Origin of the sequence: Chryseobacterium sp. SC28, assembly GCF_003932955.1 — a bacterium.
Classification (GTDB): domain Bacteria; phylum Bacteroidota; class Bacteroidia; order Flavobacteriales; family Weeksellaceae; genus Epilithonimonas.
Genome location: NZ_QOVY01000014.1, coordinates 39291 through 51609, shown reverse-complemented (window position 1 = coordinate 51609; position 12319 = coordinate 39291). Strand labels below are relative to the sequence as shown.

The 12319-nt window shown below is 40.8% G+C and carries 11 protein-coding genes; 2 read left to right on the top strand and 9 right to left on the bottom strand.

Annotated elements, in window-relative coordinates; translation table 11 throughout:
• Nucleotides 1-68 precede the first annotated feature (68 nt).
• Nucleotides 69-473 (top strand): OsmC family protein, encoded by a 405-nt coding sequence (locus DTW91_RS09130; protein ID WP_125203081.1) that lies wholly within the window; start codon nt 69-71, stop codon nt 471-473.
• A gap of 30 nt (nt 474-503) precedes the next feature.
• Here the strand turns inward: DTW91_RS09130 and DTW91_RS09125 are convergent, their stop codons facing one another.
• The 8 genes from DTW91_RS09125 to DTW91_RS09090 form a co-directional block, all read right to left on the bottom strand.
• Nucleotides 504-830: an SUF system Fe-S cluster assembly protein gene (locus tag DTW91_RS09125; protein ID WP_125203080.1), complete on the bottom strand. Its 327-nt coding sequence runs from the start codon at nt 828-830 to the stop codon at nt 504-506.
• Nucleotide 831: 1 nt separating this feature from the next.
• Nucleotides 832-1527 carry a 3'-5' exonuclease gene (locus DTW91_RS09120; protein WP_125203079.1) on the bottom strand — a complete coding sequence of 232 codons (696 nt, stop codon included), beginning with the start codon at nt 1525-1527 and terminating at the stop codon, nt 832-834.
• An 80-nt stretch (nt 1528-1607) separates the two neighbouring features.
• Nucleotides 1608-2942, bottom strand: a complete 1335-nt coding sequence (locus DTW91_RS09115) for a quinol:cytochrome C oxidoreductase (RefSeq protein WP_125203078.1) — start codon at nt 2940-2942, stop codon at nt 1608-1610.
• Between the two features lie 12 nt (nt 2943-2954).
• Nucleotides 2955-3698: a c-type cytochrome gene (locus DTW91_RS09110; RefSeq protein ID WP_125203077.1), complete on the bottom strand. Its 744-nt coding sequence runs from the start codon at nt 3696-3698 to the stop codon at nt 2955-2957.
• Nucleotides 3691-4215, bottom strand: coding sequence for a DUF3341 domain-containing protein (locus DTW91_RS09105; RefSeq protein ID WP_125203076.1), 525 nt, complete (start codon nt 4213-4215; stop codon nt 3691-3693). Before DTW91_RS09105 ends, DTW91_RS09110 begins: the two co-directional genes overlap by 8 nt.
• Nucleotides 4202-5599, bottom strand: coding sequence for an NrfD/PsrC family molybdoenzyme membrane anchor subunit (gene nrfD / locus DTW91_RS09100; RefSeq protein ID WP_125203075.1), 1398 nt, complete (start codon nt 5597-5599; stop codon nt 4202-4204). The genes DTW91_RS09105 and nrfD overlap by 14 nt, the downstream gene beginning before the upstream one ends.
• Nucleotides 5600-5606: 7 nt before the next feature.
• Complete coding sequence (locus DTW91_RS09095; protein ID WP_125203074.1) at nt 5607-8657, bottom strand: TAT-variant-translocated molybdopterin oxidoreductase; 3051 nt, start codon at nt 8655-8657, stop codon at nt 5607-5609.
• A 21-nt stretch (nt 8658-8678) separates the two neighbouring features.
• Nucleotides 8679-10049, bottom strand: coding sequence for a c-type cytochrome (locus DTW91_RS09090; protein ID WP_125203073.1), 1371 nt, complete (start codon nt 10047-10049; stop codon nt 8679-8681).
• Nucleotides 10050-10238: 189 nt separating this feature from the next.
• Here DTW91_RS09090 and DTW91_RS09085 point away from each other — a divergent pair, with 189 nt between their 5' ends.
• Entirely contained in the window at nt 10239-10748 is a 510-nt protein-coding gene (locus DTW91_RS09085; protein WP_125203072.1) for an SPOR domain-containing protein, read from the top strand.
• A 286-nt stretch (nt 10749-11034) separates the two neighbouring features.
• Here the strand turns inward: DTW91_RS09085 and DTW91_RS09080 are convergent, their stop codons facing one another.
• Nucleotides 11035-12312, bottom strand: coding sequence for a DUF6080 domain-containing protein (locus DTW91_RS09080; RefSeq protein ID WP_317126013.1), 1278 nt, complete (start codon nt 12310-12312; stop codon nt 11035-11037).
• Nucleotides 12313-12319 lie beyond the last annotated feature (7 nt).

Below are 12319 nucleotides of genomic sequence, written 5' to 3'. Positions count from 1 at the left end.
ATACTGAAAACTTCAAATTCTAAAAAAAAGGCGTAAATTTATTACTGAAAAAAACAAAAAACTATTTTATGACTTCAAAAACAACTTATTTAGGCGACTTCAAAATTGAATCTGTCCACGAATCCTCGGGCGAAGTTTTCTCAACATATGTTCCGTCTAATGACTTTGCAGTAAGAGAGCATTTTTCGCCAACCGACATTTTTGCTACGGCTTTGGCGCAAAGTGCGTTTGCCTCTTTGGCTGTTTTGGGTCAAGACCGGAAAATTGATATTACAGGAGCAACTTGCGAGCTTAAAAAAACAATGTACTTCGAACCAAGAAGAGTCGGGGAAATCTTTTGCGTTTTCAAATTTCCTTTTTCTTACACTGCTGAAGATCAAGAATTTATTGAGCATACGGTGAAAAACTGTGCGGTCTATCTCAGCCTGCATCCGGATATCAAAAAAATATTGCTTTTCGAATATAACGATTAAGAAAAAATCCTGCGTGCAGGATTTTTTGTTTTACAACATACCAAGCTCAAACTTAGCTTCTTCGCTCATCATCTCTCTGTTCCAAGAGGGCTCGAAGGTAAGTTCTATTTTTGCCGATTTTACGCCGGAGACTCCTTTTACTTTATCTTCAACTTCTACTGGTAATGTTTCGGCCACCGGGCAATTGGGCGAGGTGAGTGTCATTATTACCAGCACGTCTCCTTCATCGGAAATCTGAACATCATAAACCAATCCCAATTCGTAAATATCAACGGGGATCTCCGGATCATAAACGGTTTTTAGTTCTTTAATGATTTCTTCGCCAATATCCGCGATTTGGTCGTCTGTCAGTTTCATTTTAATCTAATCTTTTTAAAAGATCTTCCTGCCGCATTCGCCGGAAAATGTTTGCCAAAGTTAGGACATCTTTCTCACAATAATGAATGATTCTGTCTATATCACCATTTTTGTAGTATATATCGGCGACCATGCTTCCGTCTATATCGTCCTTTGGGGTTGGGATTCCGAAGATATGCGCCAACAATTCCAAAGAGACATAACTTTTCCAATCTCCGAATTTCCAAAGTTCCATCGTGTCGATATGGGGGATTTCCCAAGGTTTTTTTCCAAACATTTGAAATGGTTTTGGTGGCTGAATGCCATGAACCAAAAGTCGTCTTGCGATGTATGGAAAATCGAATTCTTTCCCGTTGTGAGCACAAAGAATGACATTATTCATCCGAGGACTGTTGAACAATTCACAAAATGAAAGTAATAAATCTCGCTCTTCTCCCGAAAACGTTTTGATCTTCAACTTACCTGAATTCGAATCCACCATTCCAATAGAAATACAGATTATCATGCCAAATTCGGCCATTATTCCGGCTCTTTGCTCGTAGAAATCGGAGGCTTCCATATCCTCTTTTCTTTGCAGTTTGGTCTTTTTGTCCCAAAGATATTGGGTGGTAGCATCGAGGTTGTTCCAAGATTCGATCTGCGGAACGGTTTCTATATCCAGGAAAAGGATGTTTTCTATGGGAAGTTGGTGAAGCATTGTTTTTTTTTGTTTCATTAAAATTAATAAAAAAACCCAACATTTCTGCCGGGCTTTGATATTTTCATTTCTAAATTTAATTAGAAAGGATATTCGTAAATCTCCGATTCGTGGAAGAATGGATTGCCCGTTGGCATTAGTTTTAGTTTCGACAGCGCTGTCATCACGGCGAAAACAAAAAGACCGGCCATGAAAAGGAAAGCACCTACAATCAGCAACAGCATTGAACTATTGGCCCAATACGGACCCACAGTTCCCGGCATTACCATATTAAAGTAATCGACTGCATGACCAAAAACTACCAGAGCAGCCATAAAGGTGACAACTTTGTAATTTCTTTTGATGCTACTACTTACTAAAACCAATAGTGGCAAAAGGAAGTTGATAATCAACATAGGCAGGAAGGTGGGACTGTAATATTCGAATCTGCCAAAAAAATAATTAATCTCCTCAGGAATGTCGGCATACCAATACAACATAAACTGACAGAACCAAAGGTAACTCCACAGCATACTTGTTGCAAATAAGAACTTGGCCAGATCGTGAAGGTGGTTGTTGTTGAATTGAGGATAAACCCCTTTTTTCTTAAGGTAAACACTTACCAAAATGATACAAGCCACAGCGGTTGATAAACAGCTCACCATCGAGTACCAAATATAAAGGGTGGAATACCAATGCGGATCGATAGACATCAACCAATCCCAAGCCCAAGCTGCGGATGCAAATGCAAAGAAAGCAATGTAACCCACGCTCCAACTGTAAAGACTGGCATAGATCTTTCGATCTCCTTTGTTCTCATCCACTTTTTTAGAAAGATTTTTCAATTTCCAAACAAAGAACGAAGCTCCTAAGGTATAGATCAAAGTTCTAATAAAATAGAAAGGAATATTCAGGAATTTTGATTTTTCGAATAATATAATATCAAATTCCGGAGAATTGGGGTCGGTAAGATTAGGATCCATCCAATGGAAAAGATGTCCCTGATGTGTGATATTGAGAATTGTTAAGATTATTAGAAGTGCTCCTCCGTACGGAATAAAGGAAGCGATAGCCTCCATCACGCGGGTCACAATAATAGACCAACCGGCATGCGCAGCGTGCTGAATGCTGTAAAAGAACAATGCACAACAGCTGATCCCGAAAAAGAAAACTGCAAACGTATGAAGTGCCGCCAAAGGCTGGTTATGAACCTGCAGTTTCGCATGTTCCAAATGGGCATTGTGATCTTGCGGCCCTACCAATTCGCTCGAATTGGAAGGTGCGTCGTGACCGTTCGCATGAACCGACTCCATCCAGTGAGAAATTGCGGTATCATCCAATCCGTGGTTAATAGCATAACCAATCCCGAATAAAACAACTCCAACAACGATGAGTATGATAGAATACAATTTTAATTTAGGTGAAAAACTATACATTTCTTTCTTTTTTTATTTAGCATTGGTTTTGGCTTCCGTGGCAGGGGCGGCGGTAGAATCTTTTTCTGTTGCACTTGGTGCCGCTGTCGCAGGAGTTGCAGCTGGGGTTGCAGTGGTAGCCGCTGCCCCCGCTTTGAATGTATTGTAGACATATAAAGCGACACGCCATCTGTCTCCTATGTTAAGTTGTCCTGCGTAGGATCCCATTGCATTTCTGCCGTTCGTCAAAACATAATGAATAGAGCCGATAGTGATTTGTCTGTCTGCATAATTGGGAACCCCCGAATAAGCACCGCTTTGTACGATTGGCCCTTGTCCATCGCCACCAGTTCCATGGCAAGCTGCACAAGTGCGCTCGAAAAGTATTTTTCCTCTCGCCATATCTTTTTCTAGATTTTCAGGCTTTAGCGGCGATGTTGTAATCAATTTTGAGGCATCATAGCCGGCATTGTATTCATCGACATTTTTTGGTAGCGCTTCTTCGCTTACGATTCCGTCTTTGTTTTGGGCAACAGTACCTTCTACAGGGTATAGTCCTGTTTGCCCATTTCTGGCAACAAAAGCAGGGATTTCATTTTCGTGATCAGAATAAGCGTCCTCAGCTTTCATCAACGGGTCATAAGCTACGGGGAAATACATATCCGGAAAATATACCAAAGGTGGATTATCTTTTGGACCACCGCAAGAGTTCAGTAAAACAGTAGTTAAACCAAAGATTGCCGCAATTTTTAATATCCTGTTATTCATCTTAAGCATCTTTAACTGTTATTTCTTCAACACCTGTATCTATCAACAGTTGTTTGATTGTTTCTACATCGTCAGAAATGAACTCCATCATGAATTTGTCATCCGTGGTTCGTGGATCCGGATTCTGAGGTTTTGCGCCGGGATACATTTTGTTTCTTGCGAGGAAAGTAAGAGACATAAGGTGTGCGGCGCAGAACACCATTAATTCGAACATCGGATCTAAGAACGCAGGCATATTGTGCGTCCAGTCAAAGGATGGTTTGCCTCCGATATTCTGAGGCCAGTCGTGGTTCATCATCCAGGCAGTCAGTGTAATTCCGACAGCTACGCCATAGCAAGCATAGATAAATGCAGCGTCAGAAATTCTGGTTTTCTTCAATCCCAGCGCAATATCTAAACCATGCACAGGAAATGGTGTATAAACTTCGTTTATACTGATGCCTTTATCTTTAAAAACTTTTACGCCGTTCAAGAGATCGTCGTCGTCGCCGTAAAGTCCGTATATAATTTTTTTAGTGGTGCTCATCTCCTTCTTTTGCTTTATAAGTTTCACCGGAAATTTTCAAAATAGTCTTCAATTCTGCTTGTGCAATGACAGGGAAAGTTCTGGCATATAATAGAAACAGCGTAGAGAAGAATCCAATCGTTCCAAGATAGACGCCAACGTCTATAATTGTGGGTTTGAACATCGTCCAAGATGATGGTAAATAATCTCTGGACAAGTTGATGACGATAATATCAAAACGCTCAAACCACATTCCGATATTAATGATCAATGCGATAATAAATGTTAATAGGATATTGGTTCTAATTTTTTTGAACCAGAATAATGCAGGAACCACCAAATTGCAAATAATCAATGCCCAGAATGCCCACCAGTAAGGGCCCGTTGCGGCGCCCGGAGACAGATAAGTAAAATCTTCAAATCTTGATCCCGAATACCATCCAATGAAATACTCGGTGGCATACGCTACGGTCACCATACCACCAGTTACGATGATGACGATGTTCATTATTTCTATATGATATTTGGTAATATATTCTTCTAAGTGGCAAACTTTACGGGTAACCAGCAACAGGGTCTGTACCATTGCAAATCCTGAGAAGATAGCGCCGGCCACGAAATAAGGCGGATAAATCGTTGAGTGCCAACCTTTGATGACAGAAGTTGCAAAGTCAAAGGACACCGTGGTGTGTACGGAGAACACGAGCGGTGTTGCCAAACCGGCAAGTACCAAAGAGAGTTCTTCGAATCTTTGCCAGTGCTTTGCTTTCCCACCCCAGCCGAATGCGAGGATGGTATATATTTTTTTATTGAAAGGTGTTTTAGCCCGATCTCTAATCATTGCAAAGTCAGGAATCAATCCCATAAACCAGAATACTACCGATACGGAGAAATAAGTAGAGATCGCAAATACGTCCCAGAGGAGCGGCGAGTTGAAGTTGACCCAAAGAGAACCGTATTGGTTAGGCAAAGGGAAAACCCAATATCCTACCCAAACTCTACCCATGTGAATGACGGGAAAAAGAGCAGCCTGCACGACGGCGAAGATGGTCATCGCTTCTGCGGATCGGTTGACAGACATTCTCCATCTTTGTCTAAATAATAATAATACTGCAGAAATTAAGGTTCCTGCGTGACCAATCCCTACCCACCAAACGAAATTGGTAATATCCCAACCCCAGTTGATGGTCCTATTGAGTCCCCAAGCACCAATCCCGGTTCCGATAGTGTATGCAATACAACCAAATCCGTAAACAAACAGAACTAAAGCGGCGTACAATGCGGCCCACCATAATTTTCCTGCGCGTTCTTCGATAGGTCTTGCGATATCCTCTGAGATATCGTGATAAGTCTTGTGACCAATAATTAAAGGTTCCCTTATCGGAGCTTCGTAATGTCCTGACATTTTTTACCTATTTATTATTTAAACTTTCTTTTCTGTTTCTGATTTTGGTATGATAGAAAACGTTTGGCTTCGTGCCAATCTCTTCTAGCAATACATATTTTCTTTCGCTGTTGAACAAGCTGCGAACTTCTGAAGCGACGTCGTTCATATCTCCAAATTTTAAAGAACCTGTAGAACAAGCTTTGGAACACGCTGTCTGGAACTCTCCGTCTGCTACTCTCCTGCCCTCCTTCTTCGCTTCCAGAATAGTATTCTGAGTCAGCTGGATGCACATAGAACATTTTTCCATTACCCCTCTTGTTCGGGTAACCACATCCGGGTTGAGAACCATTCTGCCAAGATCATTATTCATATGAAAATCGAACTTATCATTCAATGCATAGTTGAACCAATTGAATCGTCGAACTTTATAAGGACAGTTGTTCGCGCAGTATCTCGTACCGATGCATCGGTTGTAAGCCATTTGATTTTGGCCTTGTTTCCCGTGCGAGGTTGCTGCAACCGGACAAACTGTTTCGCAAGGCGCATGATTACAATGCTGGCACATCACCGGCTGGAAGATCACATCCGGATTATCTGCCGGATGATTCAAAACACCTTCCGTGAAAGGACCACCGTATAATTCAGGAACATTAAGACCTCGGTCTATTTGCTCTTTGGTTTCGATTTTCTCGATAGCAGAGTAGTAACGGTCGATTCTCAACCAATACATATCTCTGGACATTCGGATTTCATCTTTACCAACTACTGCCACATTGTTTTCTGCCTGACAAGCCACAACGCAAGCACCGCAACCTGTACAAGAATTGAGATCGACCGATAAATTGAAATGAGGACCGTCTGTGTCATCATAAGCATCCCAAAGATCTACTTTCCCTAATGGAAGTTCTCCACCGAGGGTATGCATCGATAACGGCTCGTTCCACTCCTCAGCAGGTTTATTGATAAAATCTTCCAAAGAAACTTCTTTAGCGATTTCATAACGCCCCATCACGGTATTTTGAAGTTGCATTCCTGCAAATTCATAATCTTCTCCGCTTTTTTCAATTTTCACATTGCTAAGAACTGTGTTGTACCCATCGAATAGAGGATAGGCATTGATACCTGTTTCCGCTACTTTTCCGGAATCTTTCTTCCCATACCCTAAAGCAAGACCCAAAGATCCTTCTGCCTGTCCCGGTTGGATAAAAACAGGAACATCTTTTAAGGTAACTCCGTTTACCGTCAAGCTAACCAAGTCTCCGTCGAGTTGCATTCTAGCATTAAGGCTATTTTCGAGACCCATTGCCTCAGCATCTTTTGGAGAAATCGTAAGATAGTTGTCCCAAGACAATCTTGAAATTGGATCCGGAAGCTCCATCAACCAAGGGTTGTTAGATTGCGTTCCATCGCCAATGGAGGGTTTGGTATAAAGTTGTAATTCTAATGGAGTAGGTTTGAAAGCGCTTAATTCTGCGATAGCTTGCGCCGCATTTCCACCTGTGTAAGCCAATCCTGTAGAAATACCTCCCGAGGTAAAACCGTTATACAAAGTCTTGTTGAAAGTTTTACCGTCGTTTAGCGTGATGGCATTAGCTTTTAAGTAGTTGTAATAATTATTAGCCGGACTGTTTTTTCCATTGATCCAAACCAAAAGAGATTCTTCAACCTGTCGCGAGGTATATATTTTTTGGATCGTTGGTTGCATCAATGAATAAGCACCAGTTTGCGGAGCGATATCGCCCCAAGATTCTAACCAATGTGCATAAGGAATGACCGCTTTAGAAGCTTTGTACATTTCGTTTTTCTTATCTGTAATTGCTACAGAGTAAGGCACTTTGGACAACGCTGCTTTTAGAGATTCTCCTTTGGCGTGAGAATAAACAGGGTTGACATTGTTTGAAATCAGAACGCCAACTTGCCCGCTATTCAACCACGATAAGAATTCGTTGAATCTTGCATTGTCGTATTCTTTGCGGAAATTGGCTTTGCCCGTGAAAGCTTTTGATCCTAATTTTTGATTGATCAAATGGGCTAAAACGTAAGCCGCCTTGGATCCATCAGCAAAAACAACAGCATTGCTGCCTTTTGCCTGAAGTTCTTTTACGATTTCGGAAGCCACTTTATCTGTAGTTCCGCCATTGAGTCCGTTGTAAACCTCTACCAAAGTTTTGAAAACTGCGCTTGGCTTCAATCGGTATCTGGAATCGGCATTTGCGCCGGTCAAACTCAAGTTGGACTCTACTTGTATGTGTCTCAACATTTCGGGACCTGGCTTTCTTGCCGCGGCATAAGAAACTTCCAAGCTCGATGCATTGTAATCTCCTAAGAAATCGGCGCTGAAAGAAACAACCAATTGAGAAGTGCTAAGGTCGTAAACCGGCAAGGCTCTTTGTCCGAAAACTTCCTGAGCCGCGTCTAAAGCTGCTGCGTAAGGAAAGGCATCGTAGGTAATAAGTTCGGCCAAAGGATATTTAGTTTTGAAATCTCCAAATAGCTTTTTGAAAGTTGGGCTTGGGAAAGAGTGAGATAATACCACAATCTTTTTACCAACAGCCTGAGATTCAGCTAAACCTTTTAAAACAAAATCATCAATTTTACTAAAATCGGTGTGCTCGTCTCCATTTAAAGCGGGCAATTTCACTTTATCATTATCATAAAGAGAAAGCACGCTGGCCTGAGCTCTCGCGTTGGTTTTTCCTAAAGAACCTGCCGCAGGATTTGGTTCTATTTTGATAGGCCGCCCTTCTCTTGTTTTTACCAAAACGCTGGCAAAATCGAATCCATCGAAATATGTTGATGCGTAATAATTGGGAATGCCCGGAATGATGTCGTGCGGTTTTACAACATAAGGAATCGTCTTGATCACCGGCGCTTCGCAGGCGGCTAAAGTAACAGCAGCCGTGGAGAAACCCAATAATTTCAGGAAATCTCTTCGAGAAGTCCCCGAGTTGCCGGCATCTTCCAAGAATTCATCTACCGGAATTTCGTTTTGAAACTCTTTAAGCGCCAACTTGCCGTTCAGGCTTGGATCTTTTAGTTCGTGAATACTTCTGAATTGTATTTTTTTTGAAGCCATTGATACTTCTAATTTTTATTATTAATAATGACATTTACCACACTCGAGACCTCCAATTGCATCTACGGTTATTTTGCTTCCTTCACCATATTGTTTTTTCAACTTTTCATGCAGATTTTTGAAGTATTCTTTATTGTAACCGTTGTTCATATCAACTTCTGTAGTTCGGTGACATTCTATGCACCACCCCATTGTGAAGTTATTGGCCATTTGAACGACGTTCATGGTATCGATTTTTCCGTGACACGCTTTGCAAACCACATCTATTTTGTTGCTCGCGTCTTTTTGTTTCGCATTGAAACCGTTGATGATGGCTTGCTCACCTGCGATGACGTGCTGCGAGTGATTGAAGTAAACAAAATCCGGCATATTGTGAATCCTTGTCCACTCCACAGGTTCTGTTTTGCCGGTGTACGCTTGCTTATTGGCATCCCATCCTGCGTGGGCATATATTTTTTGAATCTCGCCGGTGTAGAATTCTCTGTCTTTTCCGGGCTCGAGGTATTTGCCTTTGTACTCAGAAATCGTGCGGTGACAGTTCATACAAACATTAAGAGAAGGAATTTCCGAAACTTTACCATATTTTGCACTGGAATGACAAAGTTGGCAATCGATTTTATTTTCGCCGGCGTGGATTTTGTGGGAGAAATAGATCGGCTGCTCCGGCGCATATCCTTTGTAAACGCCAATCCACATCAGCCAGTTCCAAACACCATATAGCGCAAATAGAGCCAGCAAGCCTACAAGCCCTTTGCCGACGTAGCTGTACTTCTCATACATTGCGGAGAAGGACGTAATTCTTGTGGAGTCTAGTTCGGCTAATTCCGGTGACTGCTGGAGTTTTACCAACTGTCTTATTTTGATTAATAGCCAGATGAGCAGTCCTGCGATTGCAATCAAAGCGGCAATCACGATTTGAGAATTTAATTGTCGGGCTTTTTCAGCTTCGATTGCAGCCTTGTCATTGGCAGTAGTTCCGGCCGCATTAGCGTCTGCAGCGGGCTCTTCTTTGGGAGGATTACTCGTGTAGGCCAAGATATCGTCGATATCTGCATCGGTCAAGTTCGGAAACTGAAGCATCTCAGTTTTGTTGAACTTTTCAAACACTTCGTTGGCATACTTATCTCCTGATGCTCTTAAAGCCTTGTTGTCCTTAATCCATTTATAAAGCCAGTCTTTATCGAGATTCTGCTCTTTTTTTAATCTGTCGACAACACCACCAAGCGCGGGTCCAATAAGTTGTTTATCTAGTGCATGACAAGCTGTACAATTTGCTTTGAACAACTCCTGCCCTTTTTGTGGATCGCCTTGTGCATAAACAGAAGCGCCGGTTGAAAACAATAAACCAATTGCTATCAGACCCTTTTTGTAATGCTTTCTCCAACTAATCATTTATATAATCTTGGGGTTAGTAAATTCTATTGACTTTTACATTCAGTTCCGCAAAAATAGTACTTTAACAAAAATTAAGACGACCTTATCCAATGCTTTTTACCAAATCCAATTAATTTGTAAACGTTCTAAATAAGTGCTTTTGCGTTTCATTCAATTTATATTAAATTTGCTGAAAAATAAATCTTAATGAACAATCTGCTCAAGCTTTTCGTCATAGCAACCGTATTTTCTTTTTACCAAATTGATGCTCAATACATTGTGACAAAAGACACCCTCGCCGGCACCGAACTGTCATTCGCTCTCGATGAGCGCGTCAATGAGGCGCTGGAAAAGATAGAAGGCAACTGCCGCCGCTCGGGAAGCAATACTGAACAAGAACCGGCAAAAATTCTTGTGGCCAACCGTGAACTGACTACCGCCGAAATTTGCAGAAAAAATCCAAAGATTATGGGATTCAAAATCCAAGTGGTGGTGGTAAAAAGCAATGAAGAGGCCACAAGAATAAGCTCAGAATTTCGCAATAACTTCAGAAATCTGAAAGTAGAAAAAGACGCTTCTTTGAGGCCGAATTATAAAGTTCTTGCTGGAAGCTATTTTTCGAAACAAAGCGCAGCCGAGGATCTCAAAAATGTCAAAAAGCTCTACCCATCCGCAAAAATAATTCCGTACGCTGTTTTTTGTGTAGAAGCGAAGTAGAATTTAGAAATTAATCAAAATTTAATTCTCCTGTCATTAAAAAATCCGCTTGTTATGATTACAAGGCGGATATTTTTTTGCTTTTTAAAATAAACTTAGAGGCTGTTTAAATTTCTTTTAAAAACCACAAAAGTCACAAAAGCGATATTCTTCCTTAAGTTTATCAAAAGTTCAAAAAGGGACAATGCTTCAAAAAATTAGCTTTTTTTGCTCTTTGAAAGATTTTCTTGTTTTGACTATTGTGGTTTAAGGATTTTTTCTGATTTTTAAACATGCTCTACAAACTTTATTGGTAGTAAGTTTCTAAGAATTGATAAAACTCTGTCAAGCGGTACAAATTATTAAAACCAAGATAAACGGTGAGGATCAGCAATGTTCCGTACAAAAATGTCAAGGGCAAAGTCTTCTCTTTAAAACTGAAAAACAGCCAGCCCAACAACAACGGATAAACGAAAACGAAATGGCCGCCGTAAATATAAGAGGTATGAAGACCGAATTTCAAAACGCAATGAATGAGTATATCTGCCGAAAAAGAAATGACCAGGATCCAAACCAGCCGGTTTCTAAAATTTTTGAAAATGCTCCAGATAATCATCAACAAAATAATTCCGACAAAAATATAAGACACGACCGACGAGTAAACATCCATAAACAGGGCTTTGTAGTAAAAGCTTTTGTCTCTGCTGTGATAATCCCTGATGACAAAACCCGGAAACAAAACAGGGCCGCCAAGAAACCAAGACGCAATCATATCCCAAAGCGGCGTCACCTTTGGCGTAGAAAATTTCTTATACTGCTCTTCCGTTTTGTTCAGGAAATTTTGAAAATTTAAATCCAATCTCAACAAAAACAAAAACACGAAAACAGCGATAGAAGCTGCGATTTTCGAAACTGCCCGTCCGATTTTCCGCCAGTTCCAGAAGATATTTTTCTCAAAAAGAAACGGAATGTAAACTTTTACAATATTCGTAATCGTAAGTCCACCGATAAAAACAGAACCGATAATCGCAGCTCCAAAAGACATCGTTTTCTCTTCACTGATTTTCTTCGCCGCATAATAATTGAATATCGACAGGAAAAATAAAGTATAAGTATAGGTTTCCGGCGTGAAGGACAAGAGAATATTCGTCACAAACAAGCCATAGAAAAATAGAATCAACAGACTGATTTTCAATGGAAGTCGGATGATATTATTAAGATATTTGAAAATCTGAACGTTGGCTAAACTTATAACTAAAGTTGACAATAACGCCAAAACCAAACGAAATACCGAATCGTAACGATTTCCGGAAATCCAAAGGGCAAACGTGCGAATTTGATCGAAAAAATAATTGGAAAGCGGATGCCGCTCAAAACCGCCGCCAGTCTGGATAATCGCGCGGTTGTCAAAACTGAAATAGGCATCCCACGGGATTCTGTTGTCGTAAATAATTCTGAAATGCTCCGCAATAAAGCCCGCATTGGCGCCGTAAACGATTATAAAAAAAAGAAAAACAAATGCTTCGATCTTTGTAGAAGGGAAAACGATTTTCAGGAAAGAAATTATTTTGTTCGGCAGTTTCAAAATCAAA

Bases quoted from the DNA above. Each gene is read 5' to 3' on its own strand.
- nrfD (WP_125203075.1), bottom strand. From the start codon at position 5,599: ATGTCAGGACATTACGAAGCTCCGATAAGGGAACCTTTAATTATTGGT.
- DTW91_RS09120 (WP_125203079.1), bottom strand. From the start codon at position 1,527: ATGCTTCACCAACTTCCCATAGAAAACATCCTTTTCCTGGATATAGAA.
- DTW91_RS09125 (WP_125203080.1), bottom strand. From the start codon at position 830: ATGAAACTGACAGACGACCAAATCGCGGATATTGGCGAAGAAATCATT.
- DTW91_RS09115 (WP_125203078.1), bottom strand. From the start codon at position 2,942: ATGTATAGTTTTTCACCTAAATTAAAATTGTATTCTATCATACTCATC.
- DTW91_RS09085 (WP_125203072.1), top strand. From the start codon at position 10,239: ATGAACAATCTGCTCAAGCTTTTCGTCATAGCAACCGTATTTTCTTTT.
- DTW91_RS09090 (WP_125203073.1), bottom strand. From the start codon at position 10,049: ATGATTAGTTGGAGAAAGCATTACAAAAAGGGTCTGATAGCAATTGGT.
- DTW91_RS09105 (WP_125203076.1), bottom strand. From the start codon at position 4,215: ATGAGCACCACTAAAAAAATTATATACGGACTTTACGGCGACGACGAC.
- DTW91_RS09130 (WP_125203081.1), top strand. From the start codon at position 69: ATGACTTCAAAAACAACTTATTTAGGCGACTTCAAAATTGAATCTGTC.
- DTW91_RS09095 (WP_125203074.1), bottom strand. From the start codon at position 8,657: ATGGCTTCAAAAAAAATACAATTCAGAAGTATTCACGAACTAAAAGAT.
- DTW91_RS09110 (WP_125203077.1), bottom strand. From the start codon at position 3,698: ATGCTTAAGATGAATAACAGGATATTAAAAATTGCGGCAATCTTTGGT.